General features: G+C 28.9%; 23 protein-coding genes. 17 read left to right on the forward strand and 6 right to left on the reverse strand.

The annotated features are described in order from the left end of the window. Positions 1–290: 290 nt before the first annotated feature. Both ACWOA3_RS01870 and ACWOA3_RS01875 read left to right on the forward strand, forming a co-directional pair. Positions 291–1799 (forward strand): ATP-binding protein, encoded by a 1509-nt coding sequence (locus ACWOA3_RS01870; RefSeq protein WP_456883886.1) that lies wholly within the window; start codon positions 291–293, stop codon positions 1797–1799. Positions 1800–1802: 3 nt separating this feature from the next. Then, on the forward strand, positions 1803–2483 hold the full coding sequence (locus ACWOA3_RS01875; protein ID WP_442565815.1) for a response regulator: 681 nt from the start codon (positions 1803–1805) through the stop codon (positions 2481–2483). 63 nt (positions 2484–2546) lie between these two features. Here ACWOA3_RS01875 and ACWOA3_RS01880 read toward each other — a convergent pair whose 3' ends face one another. The 4 genes from ACWOA3_RS01880 to prmA form a co-directional block, all read right to left on the reverse strand. Continuing rightward, positions 2547–2816, reverse strand: coding sequence for a hypothetical protein (locus ACWOA3_RS01880; RefSeq protein ID WP_456883887.1), 270 nt, complete (start codon positions 2814–2816; stop codon positions 2547–2549). A gap of 230 nt (positions 2817–3046) precedes the next feature. Then, the gene (locus tag ACWOA3_RS01885; RefSeq protein ID WP_456883888.1) at positions 3047–3478 is read right to left on the reverse strand and encodes a hypothetical protein; all 432 of its coding nucleotides are present in this window, start codon (positions 3476–3478) and stop codon (positions 3047–3049) included. Positions 3479–3593: 115 nt separating this feature from the next. Then, on the reverse strand, positions 3594–4001 hold the full coding sequence (locus ACWOA3_RS01890; RefSeq protein WP_456883889.1) for a hypothetical protein: 408 nt from the start codon (positions 3999–4001) through the stop codon (positions 3594–3596). Positions 4002–4123: 122 nt separating this feature from the next. Then, on the reverse strand, positions 4124–5059 hold the full coding sequence (gene prmA, locus ACWOA3_RS01895) for a 50S ribosomal protein L11 methyltransferase (RefSeq protein ID WP_456883890.1): 936 nt from the start codon (positions 5057–5059) through the stop codon (positions 4124–4126). 505 nt (positions 5060–5564) lie between these two features. Between prmA and ACWOA3_RS01900 the strand changes: the two genes are divergently transcribed. The 5 genes from ACWOA3_RS01900 to ACWOA3_RS01920 all read left to right on the forward strand — a co-directional run bounded on the left by ACWOA3_RS01900 (position 5565) and on the right by ACWOA3_RS01920 (position 10548). Beyond that, entirely contained in the window at positions 5565–6089 is a 525-nt protein-coding gene (locus ACWOA3_RS01900) for a cysteine hydrolase family protein (protein WP_048802961.1), read from the forward strand. A gap of 569 nt (positions 6090–6658) precedes the next feature. Continuing rightward, entirely contained in the window at positions 6659–6949 is a 291-nt protein-coding gene (gene gatC / locus ACWOA3_RS01905) for an Asp-tRNA(Asn)/Glu-tRNA(Gln) amidotransferase subunit GatC (protein WP_003145468.1), read from the forward strand. Between the two features lie 17 nt (positions 6950–6966). After that, a complete protein-coding gene (gatA, locus tag ACWOA3_RS01910; RefSeq protein ID WP_456883891.1) occupies positions 6967–8424 on the forward strand; it encodes an Asp-tRNA(Asn)/Glu-tRNA(Gln) amidotransferase subunit GatA in 1458 nt (485 codons plus the stop codon). Between the two features lie 13 nt (positions 8425–8437). Then, positions 8438–9865 carry an Asp-tRNA(Asn)/Glu-tRNA(Gln) amidotransferase subunit GatB gene (gatB, locus tag ACWOA3_RS01915; protein ID WP_102169666.1) on the forward strand — a complete coding sequence of 476 codons (1428 nt, stop codon included), beginning with the start codon at positions 8438–8440 and terminating at the stop codon, positions 9863–9865. A gap of 551 nt (positions 9866–10416) precedes the next feature. Then, positions 10417–10548, forward strand: coding sequence for a hypothetical protein (locus tag ACWOA3_RS01920; protein ID WP_456883892.1), 132 nt, complete (start codon positions 10417–10419; stop codon positions 10546–10548). Between the two features lie 236 nt (positions 10549–10784). Here ACWOA3_RS01920 and ACWOA3_RS01925 read toward each other — a convergent pair whose 3' ends face one another. Both ACWOA3_RS01925 and ACWOA3_RS01930 read right to left on the reverse strand, forming a co-directional pair. Further along, complete coding sequence (locus tag ACWOA3_RS01925) at positions 10785–11771, reverse strand: alpha/beta hydrolase fold domain-containing protein (RefSeq protein ID WP_456883893.1); 987 nt, start codon at positions 11769–11771, stop codon at positions 10785–10787. Between the two features lie 294 nt (positions 11772–12065). Continuing rightward, entirely contained in the window at positions 12066–12560 is a 495-nt protein-coding gene (locus ACWOA3_RS01930; protein WP_456883894.1) for a type II toxin-antitoxin system RelB/DinJ family antitoxin, read from the reverse strand. A gap of 209 nt (positions 12561–12769) precedes the next feature. On the opposite strand from ACWOA3_RS01930, the gene ACWOA3_RS01935 reads away from it, so the two are divergent. From ACWOA3_RS01935 to ACWOA3_RS01980, 10 genes are all read left to right on the forward strand, one after another. Next, positions 12770–13264, forward strand: a complete 495-nt coding sequence (locus tag ACWOA3_RS01935) for a hypothetical protein (protein WP_456883895.1) — start codon at positions 12770–12772, stop codon at positions 13262–13264. A gap of 349 nt (positions 13265–13613) precedes the next feature. Then, positions 13614–14627: an AbiH family protein gene (locus tag ACWOA3_RS01940; protein ID WP_456883896.1), complete on the forward strand. Its 1014-nt coding sequence runs from the start codon at positions 13614–13616 to the stop codon at positions 14625–14627. 144 nt (positions 14628–14771) lie between these two features. Then, complete coding sequence (locus ACWOA3_RS01945) at positions 14772–17756, forward strand: DEAD/DEAH box helicase (RefSeq protein ID WP_456883897.1); 2985 nt, start codon at positions 14772–14774, stop codon at positions 17754–17756. 272 nt (positions 17757–18028) lie between these two features. Then, positions 18029–18121 (forward strand): hypothetical protein, encoded by a 93-nt coding sequence (locus ACWOA3_RS01950; RefSeq protein WP_456883919.1) that lies wholly within the window; start codon positions 18029–18031, stop codon positions 18119–18121. Positions 18122–18261: 140 nt separating this feature from the next. After that, positions 18262–18816: a DUF4391 domain-containing protein gene (locus ACWOA3_RS01955; RefSeq protein ID WP_456883898.1), complete on the forward strand. Its 555-nt coding sequence runs from the start codon at positions 18262–18264 to the stop codon at positions 18814–18816. A gap of 191 nt (positions 18817–19007) precedes the next feature. Further along, entirely contained in the window at positions 19008–19151 is a 144-nt protein-coding gene (locus ACWOA3_RS01960; protein WP_456883899.1) for a hypothetical protein, read from the forward strand. Positions 19152–19392: 241 nt separating this feature from the next. Beyond that, positions 19393–20613 (forward strand): DNA (cytosine-5-)-methyltransferase, encoded by a 1221-nt coding sequence (gene dcm, locus ACWOA3_RS01965; protein ID WP_456883900.1) that lies wholly within the window; start codon positions 19393–19395, stop codon positions 20611–20613. Between the two features lie 18 nt (positions 20614–20631). Further along, positions 20632–22296, forward strand: a complete 1665-nt coding sequence (locus ACWOA3_RS01970) for a hypothetical protein (protein WP_456883901.1) — start codon at positions 20632–20634, stop codon at positions 22294–22296. Between the two features lie 79 nt (positions 22297–22375). Next, positions 22376–22942 carry a DUF5067 domain-containing protein gene (locus tag ACWOA3_RS01975; RefSeq protein WP_456883902.1) on the forward strand — a complete coding sequence of 189 codons (567 nt, stop codon included), beginning with the start codon at positions 22376–22378 and terminating at the stop codon, positions 22940–22942. Positions 22943–23206: 264 nt separating this feature from the next. Continuing rightward, positions 23207–24640 (forward strand): PTS mannitol transporter subunit IICB, encoded by a 1434-nt coding sequence (locus ACWOA3_RS01980; protein WP_456883903.1) that lies wholly within the window; start codon positions 23207–23209, stop codon positions 24638–24640. Positions 24641–24743 lie beyond the last annotated feature (103 nt).

The following is a 24743-nucleotide window of genomic DNA, read 5'->3' on the forward strand; positions in this document are numbered from 1 at the left end:
AATTTCTCAAATAATTCTTTAAAAAAAATAAGATGAGAACGATTTGAAATGTAAATTTACAATATAAAAATATATTCGTATAATTTTAATATTCTAAAGTATATCTAAAGTTTACAAAACTTAACATTGCTTGAATTGATAATTATTTTGGTTTATAATTAACAGTGATAGAGAAGTTATAAAAAATAAGGAGTGATAAAAACTTGAAAAAAAAACACCGAACTTTAACCAGGTTAATGTTGATAATGACAGGTCTGGTAGTAGTTTCATTATTAGTAACTTCTTTTTTTATGACAGAATATATAAAAAAACGTGAAGATGAAATTATCCGTCAAAAAATATATGCAACTGCTAAAGTAGTAGCTAGTGACACTCGTGTAAAAGACGATATTAAACATCATAGGAAAACATTAGCAATTCAAAGATTTGCAAATAGGGTAATGGAAGAAACAGGAACGGACTTCGTAGTTATCACGGATGAAACTTTTACAAGATACAGTCATCCAATAGAGGACTTTGTTGGAAAAAAATTTTCCAATATAGAAGATATTAGTTCGACATTTTATTCTGGAGATCACTATAGTAAGCAAAGTGGTGTTCTAGGAGACGGGCTTAGATTTTTTACAACGATTAAGGATGAAGAAGGTAAAAATATTGGTGTTGTGTGTGTAGGATATACTAAAGAAACTGTAAAAAAACAAATACTACATTCACAAGAAAAAATATTATTTGGGTTATTGATAGGTATAGGAGTTGCAATTACGTTAGCAATAGTGTATAATAAACGACTTAAACGTATATTATTAAATTATGAACCAGAAGAAATTGCATACAACTACATAGAGAAAAATCTTATATCCGATCATGTTTCAGAGGGAATTATAGCGATAAATATTGATAAGAAAGTTATCGTTAAGAACAGCAGTGCTAACCAAATTTTAGACAAGGCTGGCTATTCTAAAGTTAAGAAAGGAGAGCAAATTCCTGATGAAATGTACGAAATCTTCTTTAAATCAATCATTGAAGAAAATATAATAAGTCGAGACGAATTAGTTTTATTAAATCATATAGAAGTATTAGTTAATAGAAATGCTATATATCAAAATGATAAATTATATGGTGCAGTTGTTACACTTCGAGATCAAAGTGAAATGAAAAAATTAATCACAGAATTAAGTGGAACAGAAAAATATAACGATAGTCTCAGAGAACAAAGTCACCACTTCATGAATAAACTCCATGTACTACATGGATTAATAGAGATGAAGTCGTATGATGAAGTAGAAAAATTTATAACTTATCTAAAAGATGACTACCATGAAAAAATAGGTCATATATCAGAAAATATTAAAGTACCGGCTATAGCAGGGTTTTTACTTGCGAAAGTCAGAGAAGCTAAGCAAAAAAATATATCATTATTAATAGATCCTGATTCGATGATTTTAAATAAGAAAGGTCTAGATGAACTATTTAATGAACTGCTAATCATACTTGGTGTATTAATCGACAATTCGATGGAGTCTATTGGAAATAAAGAAGGCGGCAAGATTGTTGTTTACTTATACTTAAATACAGAGGAAAATATATTACTATGTAAAGTGTATGATAATGGTTCCGGAATTAGTAAGGATATACTGGAGAATGTATTTGAAAGAGGATATTCAACTAAAGGGGAAAATAGAGGATATGGTCTAAATGCTGTAGAAACTATTGTGAAAAAATATAACGGTTTAATAGACGTGGAAAGTGAAGTAGGAAAAACTACATTTACAATAGAAATACCAATTGAGGAGGAGTAATAATTGAAAGTACTAATAATAGAAGATGATCCAATGGTAGCGATGATACATAAAGAATATTTTAAAAGAAAAGAATTTTCGAATGACATTAATCATGTATCATCACTTGAAGAAGCAAGAAATTATTTAGCAACTAATGATGTTGATTTAATAATTTTAGATAATTATTTAACAGATGGACAAGGAGTAGAATATTTACCAGAATTAAAAGGTTATCCAATAATTATGATAACAGCTGCGAATGATATTCAAACAGTGGAAGCTGCATTAACGAATGGAGTAGTGGATTATTTAGTTAAACCATTTACATATGAAAGATTTTCTCAAGCAGTAGATAAAGTACAGGACTATGTATCTTTATTATCAAAAGAAAAAATTAATCAAGATTTAATTGATGACTACTTGAATTCTGGAAGAGTAGAGGAAGAGGAAGACAGCTTACCTAAAGGTTTATCTCGGATAACTCTGAGAAAAGTGCTAGAAAATATTCAAGAACACGAAGCAGGATTCACTACGCAACAAGTAGCGGATGAATTAGATATTTCAAGAATAACAATTAGAAAATATTTAAATTACTTAGTTAATATAAGCGTACTAAGTGAAGATGCAGAATACTACACATCAGGAAGACCAGTGTCGGTATTCACAATTGGAAATCAAAATAAATTAAAAAAATTGTTATAAGAATATAAAGAAGGAGCGACTCGAATGAGTCGCTCTTTTATGTTTTCTTAGATAAATAATATGTTAATCTTTGATTCTATATTTATTTTCTTGATAACTTTTAGTTTTTTTATATTGCTCAATCATACTATTTATTCTATCTAAATCTTTTTGTGTAATTTTTTCTTTAATTTCTTTATATGTTGCTTTCTTCACTGTTTTAAAATCACGTTGTCCAACGGTTTTATCATAGTCTAGTGTTTGTATTTCTATACCGTCATTAGTTTTGATAACCTGTACTGTACTTCCACCCGTTCCCATACTTGATGATAATTTTCCATTATTTTCTGACATTATAAAAGGTGATTCATAGTTAATAATAATCTCATCAAAGTTAGTTGAATTCGCTAGAAGAGCTCGTCCAATTAAAGTAAGTTGAGAATTCGTGTATTCTACTTTAGAAGTGTCTTTGTTATCTTCTGAAGAATTACTTCTATTTTCATTGTAAGTATAAACTGATTTAAAATCAGATTTTGAGAAGTCTAGTTTATTACTTGATTTTTTGTTGTTTTTTAAGAAGTCTTCTAGACTACTGAATTGATTATTTGATATTGTATCAAGATATTTTCCATCTTTTTTTCTTTTTCAGATATTGTAATATCATGTATTTTATCGTATTTATTTTTTTTGTCATTTAGTTTGTAGACGACATATCTGTCATAGTTTTTTTCTTTTGTGTGAATCCATATAGTTCTATCTTTATAGAAATTCGCACGAGGAATATCATTTCTAGACTCAGCTTGATATAGTACTATAATTTTGTTTGAATTATATGAATAAACAGCAAATGGTATGTTAGGTTTATCTTTTTCAGCAATAACTAATTCATTTTTACCATCTTCATCTACATCATAATAACTATAAGTTATAAAATTTTTCTCTTTACCATGTTCAACATAATTTTTAATAGCGTTCTTATTAACTTCAGAATTTTCTCCTAATTCATTATTATCCATAGATTTTTTGTATTTCTCTAGTATAGGAGCGTAAATCTCCTCATCATTTTTACTAGTAGAAAAAATACTAGAGATAGATTTATTAGTAGTTTTTGAATAGTAGTATAAACCACCACTACCAATTAATACAAGTCCAAGTATAGTTGATATGATTGGAACAAACTTTGAACGTTTTTTTTTGGTTAGGATTAAAGTTATTATTAAGATTTCGAGGAGCGTTCATAAAATTAGGGTTTTGTTGATCATTATAGTTTTGATATTGTTGATTAAATCCTTGTTGATTATTATTTTGATAATTTTGATTAGAATAGTCGTACTGTTTATTATTTTGATATTGCTGATTTGAGTTACTATAATTTTGGTATTGTTGATTGTATCCGTCTTGATAACCTTGTTCATTATAATTTTGATACTGGTTATTATAGCTGTTTTGTCCGTTGTATTCATTTTGATTATAATTACCATAATTTTGGTTAGGGTAGTTATTATTATTATTATTTGGCTTCGTATTATTATTACTCATAACATCTCTCCTTTTAAAGTGCTTTCACTACTATTATAAAATAAATTTAATATATTTCATAGTAATATAAAAAAACTCCTAATTTCATATAAAATCTATACGAAATTAAGAGTAGGTTTGTATTATTTAGTTACTACGAATGAATACCATCCGTTATCAGAAGTTTCTTCAACAAGTTTGAAGCCACGTTCTAACATTTTTTCAAGAAGCTCATCTTTCTTCTCTTCGATAATACCAGAAGTGATGTAGTAACCATCATCTTCTAATAAGTTATACGCATCATCAATCATAAGCTCGATGATATGAGCAAGAATGTTTGCTACGATAATGTTATATTTTTTAGTCTCTTTTGTAAGAAGACTAGCTTGTTCAACTTCAATTCTTTTCTCAAGATTATTTAAAGCAAAGTTCTCATAAGAAACATCAACAGCAAGTTTATCTAAATCAACAGCTTTAATATTTCCGTCAGTTAAATAACTAGCTGCGATACTTAAAATCCCACTACCACAACCTACATCGATAACATTATCATTTCTTTGAACATATTTCTCAAGGTTTTTAATACATAGAGAAGTAGTCTCATGACCTCCTGTACCGAATGCCATACCTGGATCAATGTTTATAATATATTTATTTTCAGTATTTTCATATTCACGCCATGTAGGTACGATAACGAATTTTTCCCCGATATTAAGAATATCGAAATAATCTTTCCAAGAATTTTCCCAGTCACTATCTTGAATAATAGTAGTTTCAATCTTGAAGAAATCTCCAATATTGATATTTTCACCTAAAGCAAGAAGCTCAGCTTCGAAACGCTTGAAAGTTTCTTCATCAAAATTAAGCTCGTTGATGTACCCTTTAACAACAACTCCAACTTCAGGATAATCAGCAGGACTAAGTTCAACAATAGTACCGAAATCATCGTGTAAGTTTTCCTCTAGAGTAGTAGGATCCTCAATAGCAACCCCAGTTGAACCATAATCTAATAGAATAGACTCAACTATTTCACTAGCTTCATTAGTAGTATGAATTGTAATTTCAACCCAATTTTCCATTATATACCTCACAAATATTTTAAATTTTTTCATTATATTTTTGATCGAAAAGACCAAAATAAGTGACTGCCCCAAAAGTCATAAAATTTAACAAAGTTCATATGATAACTCATAGACGCAGTGGTTTATTGATATCTAAATACGCTTTATAAAAGCTTTTTAGATATCTAATAAACTGTGCGGGGGTGACTCGACAAAATCGATTTCTCCGAAATCACGATTTTTGAGTCACTCCCATTTAACATACCTACAACATATTATACCATTTTCAATATTTAAGCAAATAAAAAGGATGTGGTAGTTGTTTATATTTCAAGTGTAGAATACACGAAGAAATATTTATCTGGTAAAATATTTAAAATATGTCAAGAGCATTAGTGTGAGCAACCTTTTATTATTTGACACATATGTATTACAACCTAAAAATATATCGAGATAGGTTGGTTGACAGTTTATGTAAATGTTGCTACAATATAAAAAATAATAGAATTCAAAGGAGAAAAAAATGATGGAAGCATTGATTGTTGTTGATATTCAAGAGGGATTAGTTAAACTTGGACCTGCTAATAAAGAGGAATATATTGTGAAAGTGAAAGAAACTATTTCAAGTTTTGAGGAAGCTGGTAAAGAAATTATTTATATCCGCCATACAGAATCTGAAGGATTCCTATCAGAAGGAGACCCAAGCTGGTCAATTTATCATGAATTAAGTCCGCGTCCGCAAGATAAGATTTTCAATAAAAATTTCAATTCTATATTTCGAAAAACAGAAGTAAAAGCTTATTTAGATAGTAAAGGAATTAAGAGTTATACAGTGGTAGGAATGCAAGCAGAGTTTTGTATCGATACTTCATTAAAAGTTGGTTTTGAGTATGGTTATGAGCAAGTCTTAGTGAGAGATGCTGTAACAACATTTGATAATAATCATTTGAAAGCGCAACAAATTATTGACTTTTATCAAGAGCATATCTGGAACAATCGTTTTGCGCAAGTTTTAGATATTGAAGATGTGAAAAATCTTTTGAACTAAAGAAATGATATATAAGAATTATTTACTAGTAGAGATAAAGTAGGTTTAATTTTCAACAGATGAGTTATTTATAATAAGCTTTATTATAAAACTAGAGTAGTTCAACGCATAGCTAAGTTTGATTTAAAAATGAATCTACGGAGATAATAATTAATATTTTAAACACAGAATATATATTTATTTTGTAATGAGATATTTAAATAATAATAAATTCAGAATACTATAAATTTTATAAAATCCTTGACAATAATGGTCGTTTAGTATAATATAGACTAAGTAAACCGTAATATAAAATATTAGTAAAGAGACTTTTATTTCATGTTTTTTTAGAAGAGAGTTTAATCCATAGGCTGAAAGATTAAATATAAATGATTGGAATAAGCAACACTCTTTATAAAACCGAATATAAGTTGAAAGGTATCAGGAAACTGATATGAATTCGGGTGGCACCACGAAATTAGTATTCGTCCCATGTAGTTATGTAACTATGTGGGGCGTTTTTTTATTTCAAATTATAAGAGGTTTGGCTAATATTAGAAGTTAAAATTGATAAAAATATGGAGGCACTTATGACAACAATTACGAAAGAACAAGTAGCTCACATCGCTCATCTTTCTAGATTAGAAATCCAAGAAAGTGAAGTAGATGGGTACATCGAAAAATTAGAAAAAGTTGTAGATTTATTTAATACAATCAACAGCGCACCAACAGAAAATGTAAAACCAACTTATCACGTTCTAGACTTAGTTAATGTATTTAGAGAAGACGTAGCTCATGACGGAATGGATAGAGAAGAAGTTCTTAAAAACTCTAAAGAAACTGAAGCAGGACAATTCAAAGTACCTACTATTATTGAATAAAATAAGGAGATAATTTAATGAGTTTATTACATGAATCAATTGAAAGTTTAGAACTTAAACTTAAAAATAAAGAAATTAAACCAAGTGATTTAGTAAAAGAATCACTAGACAGAATTAAAGCTACTGATGAAAAAGTAGGTTCATTCATTACAGTAACTGAAGAAGTAGCATTAAAACAAGCTGAAGCTTTAGACCGTGCTCAAGAAGAAGGACGCGCTGAAGGTAAATTATTCGGTATCCCAATGGGAATCAAAGATAACATCGTTACAAAAGACATTCAAACAACTTGTGCATCAAAAATCTTAGAAGGATTCAATCCAATTTACGATGCAACAGTAATGAACAAACTTAACAAAGAAAACCCAATTCTTTTAGGGAAATTAAACATGGACGAGTTCGCAATGGGTGGATCTACTGAAACATCTTACTACAAACTTACTCGTAACCCTCATGACTTAGATGCAGTACCAGGAGGATCAAGTGGTGGTTCAGCTACAGCAGTAGCAGCAGGACAAGTAAGCTTCACTCTAGGAAGTGATACTGGTGGTTCTGTCCGTCAACCAGCTTCATACTGTGGTATCGTTGGATTAAAACCAACATACGGACGTGTATCTCGTTTTGGATTAGTAGCATTCGCTTCATCATTAGACCAAATCGGACCAATGACTCGTACAGTAAAAGATAACGCTCGTGTATTAGAAATCATCTCAGGATTAGATGCTAACGACATGACTAGTGCACCTGTAGAAGTACCAGAATTCAGCAAAATCATCACTGGAGATATCAAAGGTAAGAAAATCGCTCTTCCAAAAGAATACTTCGGTGCTGGAATCGATGAAGATGTTAAAAAAGCCGTTCTTGAAGGTGTTAAATACTTAGAAAGCCAAGGAGCAATCGTAGAAGAAGTAAGTCTTCCAAACACAGACTACGCTATCTCAACTTACTACATCATCGCTTCTGCTGAAGCAAGTTCAAACCTTTCTCGTTTCGATGGTATTCGTTACGGATTTAGAAGTCCAAACGCAACAAACCTTGAAGAAATTTACAAAAAAACACGTGGAGAAGGATTTGGAGCTGAGGTTAAACGCCGTATTATGTTAGGAACATACGTATTATCTTCAGGATACTACGATGCATACTACAAAAAAGCACAACAAGTTCGTACACTAATTAAACAAGACTTTGATAAAGTATTCGAAGAATACGATGTAATCATTGGACCAACTGCTCCAACAGTGGCATTCAACATTGGAGAAGAAGTTGGAGACCCAATTACAATGTACGCTAACGATATCTTAACAATCCCAGTAAACATGGCTGGTCTTCCAGGATTAAGTATTCCATGTGGATTCAAAGGTAAACGTCCAATCGGTATGCAAATTATTGCTAAACCATTCGCAGAATCTACACTATATGATGTAGCGTACAACTTCGAACAACACTACAACTTACACGATAAAAAAATAGAATTATAATAGGAGAAACAAGATGCATTTTGAAACAGTAATTGGACTAGAAGTCCATGTAGAATTAAAAACAGATTCAAAAATATTCTCACCATCTCCAGCTCACTTTGGTGCAGAACCAAACACTAACACAAACGTTATCGACTTAGGATACCCAGGGGTACTTCCAGTAGTAAACAAAAGAGCGGTAGAATGGGGAATGAAAGCAGCAATGGCGCTTAACATGACAGTAGCTCGTGAGTCAAAATTCGATAGAAAAAACTACTTCTATCCAGATAACCCGAAAGCATACCAAATCTCACAATTTGATCAACCAATCGGGGAAAATGGATGGATTGATATCGAAGTTAACGGAGAAACTAAACGTATCGGTATTACACGTGCTCACCTTGAAGAAGATGCTGGTAAATTAACTCACAAAAATGGTTACTCACTAGTTGACCTTAACCGTCAAGGTACACCACTTATCGAGATCGTATCTGAGCCAGATATTAGAACGCCAGAAGAAGCATATGCTTACTTAGAAAAATTACGTTCAATCATTCAATACATCGAAGTATCTGACGTTAAGATGGAAGAAGGATCAATGCGTTGTGACGCGAACATCTCTATTCGTCCTTACGGTCAAGATGAATTCGGTACAAAAACTGAGCTTAAAAACTTAAACTCATTCACTTTTGTTAAAAAAGGTTTAGAGTACGAAGAAAAACGTCAAGAGCAAGTTATCCTTTCAGGAGGAAAAATTGATCAAGAAACACGTCGTTTCGATGAAACAACAGGTACAACAAAACTTATGCGTGTTAAAGAAGGTTCAGACGATTACCGTTACTTCCCAGAGCCAGATATCGTGCCTATGATCATCTCAGACGAATGGATGGAAGAAGTAAGAAAAACTATTCCAGAACTTCCAGACGCTCGTCAAAGAAGATACCAAGAAGAACTTGGATTACCAGCTTACGATGCACACGTTCTTACATTAACTAAAGAAATGTCAGACATGTTTGAACAAACAGTAGCTTTAGGAGCAGATCCAAAATTAGCTTCTAACTACTTAATGGTAGATGTGAATGCATACTTAAACAAAGTACAAAAAGAACTTAAAGAAACAGCATTAACTGCAGAAGGTTTAGCAGGAATGATTAAATTAATCACTGACGGAACAATCTCAAGTAAAATAGCTAAAAAAGTATTCGCAGAACTTATCGAACACGGTGGAGACGCTGCGAAGATCGTTAAAGAAAAAGGTCTTGTACAGGTATCAGATAGTGGACAATTATTAGCTTGGGTTAACGAAGCATTAGATAACAATCCAAAATCTATCGAAGACTACAAAAACGGTCGTGACCGTGCGATTGGTTTCTTAGTAGGTCAAATCATGAAAGCCTCAAAAGGACAAGCCAACCCACAAATGATCAACAAAATGTTATTAGAAGAAATCGCAAAACGATAATAACGAAAATAATAAATGAACTCGAAGCAAGGAGAAATCTTTGTTTCGAGTTTTTGTATTAAAATGTAAAAACTGGACATTCGTGGTTAAAAAAGTGGACATTGGAGAATCGAACTGGACATTCGTGGTTAAAAGAGTGGACATTGGGGAGTAAAACTAGACATTAATAGTTAAAGGAGCGGACATTGGGGAATGGAATTGGACCTTTGTGGTTGAAAAAGTAGATATTGAGAAATAAGACAGGACTTTTGAAAAAAAATATAGTGGATATTAGATTTAATGTTAGATATTATTAGGGATATATAGAAAAAGTTTTACTTTCATGCTCACTTATTGTTGAATAAGAAGTATAAAAGTAAAACGAGTAGAATTATCAAATAAGTATAATATTTAATTTGCAATAAATGCAGCTAATGGTGATTCAGTTATATATTTTATAATACTCTAAAATTTTCACTCTATAATCAAAGTATGCTGATAAAATTAGCACTAGAAGATAAATTAGATGATTATTTAGAAATATTGCGAAGAAGAAAAGAAAGGAGAAAAAAATGGGATGCATGACAGATGAACAATTTTTCGAATATAAAGAGACTCTTCTAAAGTTAGTATTAGAAAAGATAAATAATAGAAAAACATTAGAAGAAGCTAAAGAAAAAATAGAAGATTTAATTGAAAACTAGAATTTATACAAAACGAAAAAGGTAATCTAGAGAAGTACTAGTCACATTTCTCCGTTATTAAGATGATAATAACATAGAAATTTTTTAAATTTAATTTAAAGTTTTTAAAAATATATAAGATACAAAATTCAAAACTAAATGGAAATAGACCACAAAAATTTGTTAATATTTTTGTGGTCTATTTTCTTTCTTATTAAATAAAGATAGCTATTTGTATTAGAAATATTTACTTACTATTAATTCTTCACAAATTCAACAATTTTATTAATAGCTACATCTGCTTCTGGGATTGGGAAAGCTGGAAAGACGTGGTTTAGGTTTTCTCCGATTTCGAAATCAATTTTCACATTCGCTTTACGAAGTTTTTCGGCTAATAAAACTATATCAGGGTATAAGAGTTCACGAGTTCCTGAGAATAATAAAACTTCAGGTAAACCATTCATCTCACCGTATAATGGAGAAACTTTCCAATCAGATAAATCTGTATCACCAGCCCAAGCTTTAGCATCAGCTAGTAAAGTATCTACGTGAAGTAGAGGATCTTTTTTGATATATTGTTTAATATCAGGATTCGACATAGTTAAATCAACCCATGGACTTAGAAGGATAAGACCTTTAGGTAGTTTAATATTATTTTGAACAAAATCTTGAACTAATCCAAGTGCTAATCCGCCACCAGCACTATCTCCCATAATATAGACATCTTTGTCTGGATTTTTAGAAATATAGTCTGTATATAATTTTGTTAAAAATTCATAGCTATCTTTATAAGTATACAAAGGAGCTAGACCGTAATCAGGAATAATAACCTCAGCATCAGCTTCTTGAGCAATTTTATCTGCCATCTCCCATTGAATATCTACGAATTCATGAACGTATGAACCACCATGAATATAGAATATAGTAGAATTAGAGTTATTTACACTATTTAAATGCCACACCTGTCTATCGGAAACAATTCTAGTATAGAATTTAGACTCAGTATCGAATTCATATACATTTACAGTTTCTTCGATATTATCTGCTTTTTGTTTTTCTAGTCTTTTAGTTTCATCAATATCTCTAAGTTTTTTATACTTATTACCAAGATATAACTCGATTAGCCCAGCTTTTGTACTACGGTTATAACGTAATTTTTGATACCCAGCAAAACTACCGATAAGGACAGGTAAAGTAGCCGCAAGTGAAGCTACTGAAACAACTTTTTTATTAAATTTTGTCATAATAATCTCCTCTTATTTACATAAATGTAAGTGTTTTATTTATTTACAATTATAGTTTATCAGAAAATAAAGTGATTGTAAAAATAAAAATCTGAAGAAATTGAATAATAAGAATAAGAAACAAAGTTGGAAGTGAACTTCCAATTAAGGGTAAAAATGATTAAAGTTGGAAGTGAAGTTCCAGTTGAAAATATGTTCTTTGAAAGATCAATAAAATATTTATAATAAAAAAACAGGAGCACCTTAAAATCAAATCTGTTAAGATACTCCTGAAAATTTTTTATTTAGTTAATACTATCTAATTAAATAGTAGTTTGTGATATATGTATTCACGATATCACGTAGTTGTTCATCTTTTAGTCGTCTTAATGCTGGGAAGGCGATTGTAGATAATTCTACTAGGTTATCAATATTTTTTTCTGTGAACTCTTCTTGATCAATTTCTTCAGTATTATTAGAAAATAGAATGAATAATTTACTAGTTTCATCATCTGTAAGACCTCTATTTTCACATGCTAGGGTAAATGAAGGTTCTTCGTTGAATCTATCTTTTATGTATTCATTAATCTCATATACAGCTGATTTAATAGTAAAGTGACTTGAGATAAAATCAGGACTTTCAACGTATTTTGTTTGTTTTACTTCAAAAGGTATACCACCTTCATTAACAGCTTTTGTAAGGAACATGCTGATGGCAGTTTCTAAATTAAATCCAAGACTGTAAAATAAATCCTCAGCTTCATTTTTTAATTCATCATCAATAGTTAACATTATTTTCGATTCACTCATAATATTCTCTCCTTATTTAATACGTTAATTTTATCGTAGAATTACAGATTTTTCAAGAGGTGTTTGAATGAAAAACAAAGAGGAGAAAAAAGGGTTCATACAAGAGTGTAGAAATAACTAATATAGTGATAAGTCATAAAATAATTCGCAATAAATATGTTATAATATTATGTAAGAATAAATGAAAAAATAGTATTGAGAGGATTTTTATGAACTTAGAATTATTACAAAAAGCGATAGAAGAAGAGAAAAACGTATTTTCAGAAGTTAATAACGCAGCATATAGTTTAAAACCAGTATCAGAAGAAAGATTGGTAGAAATCGCAAAAGATGTAAACGAACAGTTAGGGTATGAATTATACGATAAACTAGATAAAGAAAGTTTAGTAGCAGACTTTTTAACTACATCAAAAGAACTATATAAACATACCCTAGAAAAATCGAAATTCTTAAATGAGAGACTAGAAAAAGCATTAGTAGAACATAGTGATGATATATTAGTAGATGTTGTAAAAGCACACGAAAACTTCGATTCAATGGAAACATACGAATTATACACACTAGCATTCGAAGTAAATGAAAAACTAGGATATAGATTATTTAGAGATATCTATTCATATAGCTTAAAACGTGACTTCGAGAGAGTGGCTAAAGCAGTAGAAACATACAAAAAAGAAGGTAAAATAACGAAGTATATGAAGTAAGTAGTTTGGTAGGGATACTGAGTTGTTTTGCAAATTTGAAATGAATAACTTAATCATTGAAAATAAAAAATTAAATGTTATTCTTTTAAAGAGGATATCGATTTTATAACGGTGACCAAAAAAATATTGATTACAAAAATAACATCTTTCTCGGTCAAAGCAAAGATGTTTTTTGTATTATGAAAAAGAAAAAATAATAAGTAAGGATATTTGATTATAGTAAAAGACTTTTTTGAAAATAAAACCAAAAAAGCAAATAAAATTAATTACAATTTCCCGGAAATCTTGATTATGAAGAATATGTCTGATATAATATTAGTACAATAAAACTAGAAAAGTAGGTGATTTCATGAACATACTCTATATCGTAGGTAATGGATTAGATATTCAATATGGATTGAAAACAAAGTATTCTGATTTTTATGAATATCAATTACCAATATATAAAGAAAAGAAAAAGAATAATAATTATTCTAATATTATATATGATAATATTTTAACAAATCAAGAAACTAAATGGACAAACTGGTCTGATTTGGAACTAGCTTTAGGTAAGTTGACTAAGAAACCTGAAGTTGATGAAGAAGAATTTATGATTGCCCTAGATGATGTAAATTTAGATTTAAACAGTTATCTCCAAATAGAACAAGAAAAATTTGATTTAACAGGAAAATCAATTGATATTCAAAAAAATTTGAAGAGTATATATAGTCAAATTCCGGATGGTTTAAAAGAAAGAGTTTTAAAATTTATTCAGAGCTTTCCAATACAAACAGATTATATAAAGATTTTAACGTTAAATTATACAAATATTCTAGGTCAGATAATAGAGAAAGAAAAAAATAAGGAATATAACTCTTTTAGAGGGCATAATCATGGATGTTTTATAAAAAATGTTGAACATGCTCATGGAACACTCGATTTTTCCTTGATATTAGGAGTGAATGATGAAAATCAGTTAAACAAAGAATTTATGGATTCAAATAAAAAGTATTTAATCAAAGAAAAAATGCTTATTCAAGCTAGAGATAATAGGCATTTTAAAAATATTGATCTTATTGATTGGGCTAATCTTATAATAATATTTGGTACCTCGATTGGTGCTACAGATAGATATTTATGGAAAAAAATAGCTGATAATTCTATTAATAAAAATATGCCAATAATAATTTATTGTTATAATGAAAATTTTGATACAATAAAAAAATCACCTAGACAGCTTGGGAATTTATATGATAGTATTGAAAATAATTTTATAGAACAATCTGGAATAGAAGATGAAACTAAAATAAAAATTTTAAAAAATAATATTATATCAATTATTTCAAAAAAAGTATTTGAAATAAGAGAAGAAGCTAAATAAATTAAGAATATACTTATTTAAAATTATGTTCAAATATTAAATATAAATTTAAAATGTAAAATAAGATATTGAAAAACTATTGCTTGGATTAATAACATGAATATTTAATAGCTAGAGTCAACGATAATTGTTAATGGAGGGAAAATGAAAAGAGAATTAAAAGAAAAACCGTATGTATTTTCATATACAGAAGATGTTAAAGGAGAAGTATTATCGAGTACTAAAATTTGGGAGTCTTATAGTGAAGGATTTGTTGATAAATTAGAAAATGAAAAATTAAATGGATTAAGGGTACCTCAATATGGAGCACTATGTTCAATACGAGCCAACTGGACTTTGGATGATTCCGATATGACGATAGTTTTACCTACTGGAACGGGTAAATCTGAAACTATGATTGCAACAATAGTTTCAGAAAAAGTTCATAAAACATTAATAGTTGTACCAAATGTATTACTAAGAGATCAGATTTTTGATAGAGTAAAAGAATTAACTATGCTAAGAAGTTTAGGTTGTGTTAAAGAAACGGTAATATCTCCTAATACATTATGTTTAAAATCCTCAAGAATTGATAATGAAAAATTCGAAAATTTAGTTAGTAATTCGAATATAATTATTACTACAATTGATTTGACTAATTTTCTTTTAAAAGATCATATTGATATTTTAAAAAAAAATTGTGATTTATTAATTATTGATGAGGCACATCATGTTTCATCAACAACATGGAAGAGATTTAAACAGTTGTTTTCTCAAAAGAAAATTTTGCAGTTCACAGCAACACCCTTTAGAGAAGATAAAAAATTAGTAGATGGAAAAATAATTTATAATTTTCCTTTAAAAAAAGCACTAGAATTAGGTTATTTTAAACCGATTAATTTTATTGCACTAGAAGAATATGATGTGGATCTGTATGATTTGAAAATTGCTGAAAAAGCAGTAGAAATATTACGTGATGATTTGGCTAAAGGTTTTAGTCATACATTACTTGTAAGAACGGAAAATATAAAAAAAGCAGAATATTTATATAATAATATTTATAGTAAATACGAGCAATACAATCCTGTTCTAATCACAAGTAATCAAACTAAATCAAATAAAAATATTGCTTTACAAAAATTGAAAAACGGAAAAAGTAAAATTGTTATCTGTGTAGATATGTTTGGTGAAGGTATAGATATGCCATCATTGAAAATAGCTGCATTGCATGATAAGTTTAAATCAATACCTATAACATTACAATTTATTGGAAGGTTTGCAAGAAGTAAAAAAGAATTAGGTGAGGCTAAACTAATAGCTAATATAGCAGATAATAAAACAAAAAATATCTTAGAAAATTTATATAATTCCAATACTGATTGGAATATGTTATTACCAAAAATAGCAGACGAGAAAATTCAAGAACTAATTTCATTCCAAGAATTACTTGGTGGATTTTATGATGATAAGGATAGTATAATCGATATTTCACAGATTAGAACAAAAGTAAGTATGAAGGCATATTATTATAATTCGAATTTTTCTCAATTAAATAATTGGAAAGATTTATTTGAAGAATCTAATACTTATTATAACTATAATAGTAAAGAAAATATTATTGTCATCATTGAACCATCCAAATTTTCTCCAAATTGGACAAGTCAGATGGACATAAACAATCTAGAATGGGATTATTATTTTATTTATTGGAATAAAATAATGAAGTATATTTGTGTAAATAGTTCGAATCATATAAAATGTAAAAGATTGATAGAAAAAATTTTTTCGAAAAAAGATCTAGTACCTGTTAAAGGGGAGCAAGTATTTAGGTGCTTAAGTGATATTAAGAGACTAACATTATCAACCGTCGGATTAAATTCTGCGATAAATGGACCAGTAAGATACAAAATGTTTGCTGGAGTAGATATAGCTGAAGGTATTTCAGAATCCAATAAAGCTAATTGCCATAAGTCTAATATATTTGGTATGGGATATGAGGGGAGTGGTAAAATTAGTATAGGTTGTTCCTATAAAGGTATAATATGGTCTAGATGGGTAGAAAATCTAAATTTTTGGAAAAATTGGTGTGATAAAGTAATGATGAAAATACTTGATGAAAATTGTAGTACTAAGATTCTAGAAAATGTATTGATTCCAGAAGAAATTAAAAAATACCCAAAACATTTTATACCCTATAAAATAGAATTTGACGATTTGATTTTAAATTCAGAAAAAAGATATATACTAAAAACATCATTATATGAAATTGATTTTCGAGAAATCGATATTAAGTTGGATAAAATGGAAAATAATATTCAAAATTTCAAAATAACTACGCCTCATGATGAATATTCTTTCTCATTAGTGATAGATGAAAATAAATATAAAATAATATTTAATGAAAAAAATAAAGAAGAACCTATGATAGAAATCTCAAAAAAACAAAGCCTATTAATTTCAAAGTATTTGGAGGAAAATAGACCAAAAATATGGTTTACAAATGGAAGTTATATAGATGGTAATCTAATGTTTAAACCATATAGAGAATTTTTTAATGTATTCAAAAAACATGAAATAATTTCTTGGGATTGGAAACAAATGGGGGTTAATATTAGAGTAGAATCACAATATGATAGTAAGGGAGAAATAAAAAAAGATTCTATACAGTATAATTTAATTAATAAAATAAAAGAGAGTAATAAATATGATTTTATATTTGATGATGACGGTTCTGGTGAAATCGCAGATGTAATAGCTTTTAGAAGTGAAGTTAATAAAATAATTGTAGAGTTATATCACTGTAAATATTCTTCTTCAGATAAGCCAGGATGCAGGGTGAAAGATTTATACGAAGTATGTGGTCAAGCAGAAAAATCTGTTATTTGGAAAGCTAATCCGATTGAGTTGATTAATCGAATAAAATATAGAGAAAGTAAAGCAAACCGTACTAGAATATGTTTAGGTGATTTAAAGATTTTAAGTATTCTTGAGAATAAATTATTAAATTATCCTATGGAACTTATAATTTATATAGTTCAACCTGGGATAGATAAAAGTAAAATAAAAGGGGACGCTTTAAAAGTATTAGGAGCTACATCAAGTTTTTGTATGGATACATATGCTGTTAAATTCAATGTTATTAGTAGCTAGAGAAATTTAGTAAATAAATATTTAAGAAATATACTTGAGATATAATTATATCTTAAGTGTATTTTTTCTTTTATGATAGTAATAGAATTTAATTTTAATATTATTTTGTACCTCATTTGTATTGCTAATGGAGATACATAAGTGTATAATAAAAAGAGACACTCGGAGGTGTTGGTTATGACTAGTATAAAGACGGCAACTGTAAATGTAAGAATACAAGAGTAGAAGCGGAAGCAATACTTAAAAAATTAGGTTTAACAAGGGCAACTGCGATAGATTTATTTTATAGACAAATTATTATGCACAATGGCACTCCATTCCCACTTGAAATAAAGAATGATGCTTCTTTAGATAAAAAGAAATAAAAAAAATTATACATGAGGGAAAGCCATTAATGTAGATAAGGAATGAAGAGTGGAATTATTAAGTTAAGATATTCAAGTTTCAGGATAAAATTATTTTGAGTGAATTTATTTTCTTAATTATAAATTAAAGAGGTGAAAAAATGTTAGGATTACCAAAAAGTACAGAATTTATTAGATTTATTCCTAAACAGAAGTATTATAAAGATCTTTATACTCAAAAATCCATTCCTGATAAAGCTAAGAACTATTTCCAAAAACAGATTAAGTCAATAACATGGGAAAATAAAATAGATCATACAACTATGAATATAGCAAAGGGTACTTTTATAGAGGGAATAGAAGTATTTAGAATAGAACTATATGATTATGAAATTGATGATTCAGTTATATATATTATTGAGGAAAATATACCATATCATATTTTGTTTGTATTAGAGTATAACAATAAAAGAAAATACTCATTAAGTTATAAAGAAATTAGTAGAGAAGCTGAAACGATTAATATACACAAAATATTTCAATCAGATTGGGTAAGTAAAGATGAAGATTTGTTAAATTTTTCTGGTATTAGCTTAGACAATATGTATGAAAATCTATTAAATAGTATTTCTAATAATGAATTAGATAAATTCTCAGGTGATACATTAAAAGAGAGAGTATTAAAGTCTAAATTAAAAGAATTAAAAATAAAATAAGTAGTATGTTGAAATAAAAAATTTGAGAGTTAAAATGATGAGGACATTAAAAAGAGATTTTTCTTATAATAAAATAGTAATTGCTTGAATATGATTTTGATAAAATTAATAAAATTGAATTGATAGATGGATTATTTGATGATGAAATCATAAAAGAATAATAAAATAATATGGAAAGGAAGTTTTAGGTTATGTACGACGAGTTAAAGGTATCCAAGGAGGAACTAAGAGATTTTTTTGAGTGGATAGGAGATATCTTGAAATCGGAAAGAAATGAACAAGAAACAGACGATAGTATAGTAGATAATGAGAAGGAAAATAAAATTAATATGTAAAGTATATAAGAAAAGAATTCTAAGTAGAAGAGTCATACTTGGAATTCTTCTTCTATGTACTAAGTTTTACAATTCAGTAAATTAATATATAATTTAATATGTAATTTCTTATTACTAAAAATAGAGTATCTATACATTTTATAAGAGTAATATTAAATTAAAAATAAATACTATAAAAAACATTATACATAATTTTATGATATAATAAGGTGTTAATAAATTTTTAAAGGAGAAGTTATACATGACAAATTCTGTAAGTTCTACAAGATATAATGTTGCCGCTTTTTTTAGCGGAGTTGGTGGAATTGAATTAGGTTTTGAAAAAACTAATAAGTTCAGAGTGGTGTATGCCAATGAAATTGATAAAAATGCTAGAATAACATATAAATTAAATTTTCCTGATGTTTTTCTGGATCCTAGAGACATTCATGAAGTAAAACCAGAAGAAATAAAGGAAGAAAAGTTAGATGTTATTGTGGGAGGATTCCCGTGTCAAGCATTTAGTATAGCAGGCTATAGAAAAGGGTTTGAGGATGAAAGAGGCGATTTATTTTTTGAATTGTTAAGAATAATAAAAAACAAGCAACCTAGAGCTATTTTCTTAGAAAATGTTAAAAACATGGTTACTCATGACCATGGTAATACTTTTAAAGTTATAAAAGAAGCTTTAACTGAAAATAACTATTATATTAAATGGAAAGTACTAAATGGAAAAGATTATGGAAATGTACCTCAAAATAGAGAACGTATATATATAGTTGGTTTTTTAGAGAAAGAATCATTTGATAAATTTGAATTTCCAAAAGAGATAAAATTGGAAACAAAATTGTCAGATATTATTAATTTTGATCTAAAAGAAAAAGAAATATATTATTATAGAGATGGGAAACAACCATTTTATGATAAATTAAAAGATGAAATAACTAGTCAGGATACTGTATATCAATGGAGAAGACAGTATGTTAGAGAAAATAAAAGTGGAGTAGTTCCTGCACTAACAGCTAATATGGGAACTGGTGGTCATAATGTTCCTTTAATATGTACATCATCAGGAGAGATAAGAAAATTAACTCCAAAAGAAACTTTTAATGCTCAAGGATACCCTAAAGATTATAAACTACCTGAGGATGTTTCTAATGGTCAGCTGTATAAACAAGCTGGGAATAGTGTAGTAGTACCAGTGATTACTAGAATTGCTGAAAATATTTCTTCAGCATTAGATGGAGGATTCATACAAAAAAATGAAACGAAAATGTCCTCTGGATACTCTATAATATATACAAAAATGCAAAGCCGTTTCGAAGGTGAATCATACGTTAAAGAAGTAGTTGAAACGCTTGAACAAGCTAAGAGTTGTATAAAAAATTATGATAAAAAATTACCTACTTTAACTAGTGAAGAATATCTAAAATTAGTAAAAAAAGGTGGGAGCTTAGAATTTTATAGCATAGTAGAGATTTAATAAATAAAGGGATAAGTCATGTGGTTTAATTTAAATAAAGAAGATAAACAGAATTACAAATTATTAATAACAAACTTTGCGAGCTTAAGTGAAGCTTTTTCTCAAAAAAAGGAAGATGAAGAAAGTGAAGATTTTGTAGCACCTATTATTAACTCAAAATTTCAAGAAACAGTATTTCAAAAATCATTCAATGCTTTCGGCGAAGATATTTCAAATACATCATTTGATGCTTCTATAATTTTAGATGAAAAAAATAAATACTTAGTAGGGATAAAATCATTTGGAATTTCTTCTGGAGATCAAAAAATAGCTCAATTTAAAAGCGATAGTCAATCAAGAGGTTGGATAGATAAATTCAACACTATAAGAGACAATTCACAAACTGTAAAAACAAAAGAAGAAAATGATAATATAAATAACAATTACTATTATGAACTAGCTAAAGAAATATCATTACTTAGAAATAAACGTATTGCTTCTTCTAAAGAGCAATTAAAAGGATTTGTATATGATGATGTGACGGTTAAATCAGTCTATCATGTTTTAATGCCATCAAAAAAAGGAGAAAATCCTAAAATTTATGTTGGAGAAATTGATTATTTACCGATTGATATAGAAAATATTGAAATAGAAGGGGCAACGTCATTAAAAACTCCTACAAACTTTAAATTTAATGATGGAAAACACTATTATAAATACACATCAGCAGATAGTCAATTATATATGAATTTTAAAAATAAAGATATAGTATTAGAAGAATGGGAACTAGAGTATGTAAAAGATCCGTTTTATATATTTGAAAATTTACATTTGCTTTCTAGAAATTCTGAAAAAAACAAGATATTACAAACAGTATCATGGATGATAGCTAATAAGGATGGGAAAGTAGAAGAAAGTTCAGGCTTTAACGCATTTGATGGTTCAAGTAAGATTGGGAAAAACAGTAGAGAAAAGAGAATAAAAAAATTAGAACAATATCTTAAAGAGAACTTTACTATTGAGGATACCAATTTTATAATCAATATATTAAAAGAAATATTGATTGAAAAGAATAAAACGGCAGAGAAAAAACTACTAAGATTCAAACTAATAGATTATATAAAAAATCTAAATGATGACTATTTAATGAATGAAATTGAAAAAATGGTGTATAGACCTGTAGGGGAAGTATATATTCCTATTCCAGATTCTAAAAAATTCCACAAAAATTTTCCAGATTTTTTTGCTAAGGATGCAGGGAAATTAGAAGAGGGTAAATCTTCATTAGCATTATCAAAGGAAAATAGAACATTTAAACTTAAATTCATTTCTTCAGGAAACGTAATAGAAGCATATATCAACCAAGATGCAGGAAAGGCTATTCAATCAATTGATAGACAAGATATTTTGGGTGAGTGGTTGTTAAGAGGAGTATTTCAGTTAGAAGAAAGAGAATTACTAACTTCAGAACGATTAGCTGAATTACATATAAATGCAATAAGATTTACAAAGTATGTAGATACAGATGAAATTGGGATTGAGTTTATTTGGATAGATGAAAATAATCCTCCAGAAGATTCAATAGGATGGGTTGCAAAAAATAAAATATCAAACATTGAAAAAATAAAAACTAACAGAAAATTACATAAGAATATATCTAGAAAAGTTGCTGATCCACAAGAAGATAGTGATTATTCTTATTAAGTATTTTATATTATTAAATTCTATAATAAAATTGTAGATTTTTAAAATATAAATTAAATTATAAAAGGAGTGTGAAATTATGAAATCAAAAAAATTATTAATAGCATTAATAGCATCTAGTTTATTAATAACTGGATGTTCAACAATGAAGGAAGAAAAGAAAGAAAATCCAGTAAAAAATGAAACTGATAAAGATAAAGTGAATTCTTCTAGCAGAGAAGGGGAGTATACTTTTAAAGATGGAAAAGTATCAATGGAAGATATTGATTTGAAAATTACTAAATATAAAGTAATTCCAGTAGGTGCTGAAGGAAATGAATCCGGTAAGAAACCAGTTATAGCCTTTTGGTATGATACTACTAACAAAAGTGGAAAAGATATAATTAACCCAATGAGTGCATGGTTTGCTTCATTCCCTCAAGGAGCAATTCAAGATAACGATAAGAATAAGGTTAATAAACTTCAAGTTGCTATGCATCCAGATAAAACATTAGTTCGTGATCAATCAGCGACTATTAAAAAAGATGGAACTGTTTCTGGTGCTGTAGCTTATGAACTTTCAGATTTGACTACACCGGTAAAACTTACTGCTTACAAAGGTGTGGCTGGACCTGAACTAGGTAGCCAAGAATTTGCTGTAAAATAAATTTAATTCGGATTGATACGATATCAGTCCGAATTTTTTGATGAAATTTTAATTTTTTATAACACTGTTAACACTTAATAATAATTATTTTTAATTATTTCGCCAAGCTGAAATTATTTATTAAAATGCTGATATTAAGGCTTTTTTAATCCGTTTTCAATTTGGCGAAATTCATTTTGCCTACTTTGATATTGTTCGTTGACTAGGCAGAATGTATAATGAGTTCATAAAATAAAAGTAAAAAACAAAAGGAGATTTATACTTATGAGCGAAAATAAAAGTAGTTTTAAAGTTTTAGTTCAAAAAGTCGGTACTGCTCTTTCAAGTATGGTAATGCCTAACATTGGTGCATTCATAGCTTGGGGATTAATTACTGCATTATTTATACCAACAGGATGGATGCCAAACGCAAAACTTGCGGCATTAGTTGCACCAATGATATTCTTCCTATTACCACTATTAATTTCTTATTCAGCTGGTAAAAACGTTCATGATGAACGTGGAGGAGTTGTAGCGGCGATTGCTACTATGGGTGTTATTGTTGGAACAGTGACAATTACAGAAAAAGGTTTAGGTGGAACACCAATGTTCCTAGGAGCTATGGTTATGGGACCTATCGCAGCTCACCTAATGAAAAAATTTGACAAAGCAGTTCAACCAAAAATTAAAACTGGATTAGAGATGTTAGTAAACAACTTCTCAGCTGGTATTCTTGGATTTATCTTAGCTATTTTAGGATTCTTTGGAATTGGACCTATTGTTAAAGTTATTACTAATGCACTTAGTGCTGGTGTAGATGTAATCATTAATGCGCATTTATTACCACTTGCTAACGTGTTTATCGAACCAGCAAAAATCTTATTCTTAAATAATGCGATTAACCATGGTATCTTAACACCAATCGCAACTGAACAAGCATTAAATACTGGTAAATCAGTTTTATACTTATTAGAAGCTAACCCAGGTGTTGGATTAGGTATCTTATTAGCTTACGTGTTCTTTGGAAAAGGTTCTGCTAAAGCTTCTGCTCCAGGTGCAGCAATCATCCACTTCATCGGTGGTATCCACGAAATCTACTTCCCATACATCTTAATGAAACCTTCATTAATCTTCGCAGCTATGGCAGGTGGAGTAAGTGGTACAGCAACATTCCAATTATTAGGTGCAGGTCTACGTGCTCCAGCTTCACCAGGTAGTATTTTAGCAGTACTTGCTCAAACAGCAACTGGAAGTTACTTTGCTGTAGTAGCTGGTGTAGTAGTATCTACTTTAGTAACATTCGTAATCGCAAGTATTATCTTAAAACGTGATAAAAGTGAAGGAGATTTAGAATCAGCACAAAGCAAAGTAAGCAACATGAAAGCTGAATCAAAAGGTCAAGACGTAGCAGTTGATACTGCAAGTGAGACTTCTTATGCTGATGTTAAAAGAATCATCTTCGCTTGTGATGCAGGAATGGGAAGCTCAGCAATGGGTGCTTCTATACTACGTAACAAAGTGAAAAAAGCTGGACTTGATTATGAAGTAACAAACGTAGCGATTAGAAATCTAAATGAAGAAAGTGGATTATTAATCGTAACTCAAAACGAATTAACGCCAAGAGCGAAACAAATGAATGGAAAAGCTCTACACGTATCTGTAGATAATTTCCTAAACAGTCCAAAATACGATGAAATCGTTGAGAATTTGCAAAAATAGAAAAATAACTATATAATATTTTGTAAATAGAGACGGTAGTGTTTATGACTTCTTCTTAGATAAGGCGCTATGCATTACTAAGAGGAAGTCATATTTTTATTAT

The sequence above is a fragment of the Gemella taiwanensis genome (assembly GCF_054054385.1).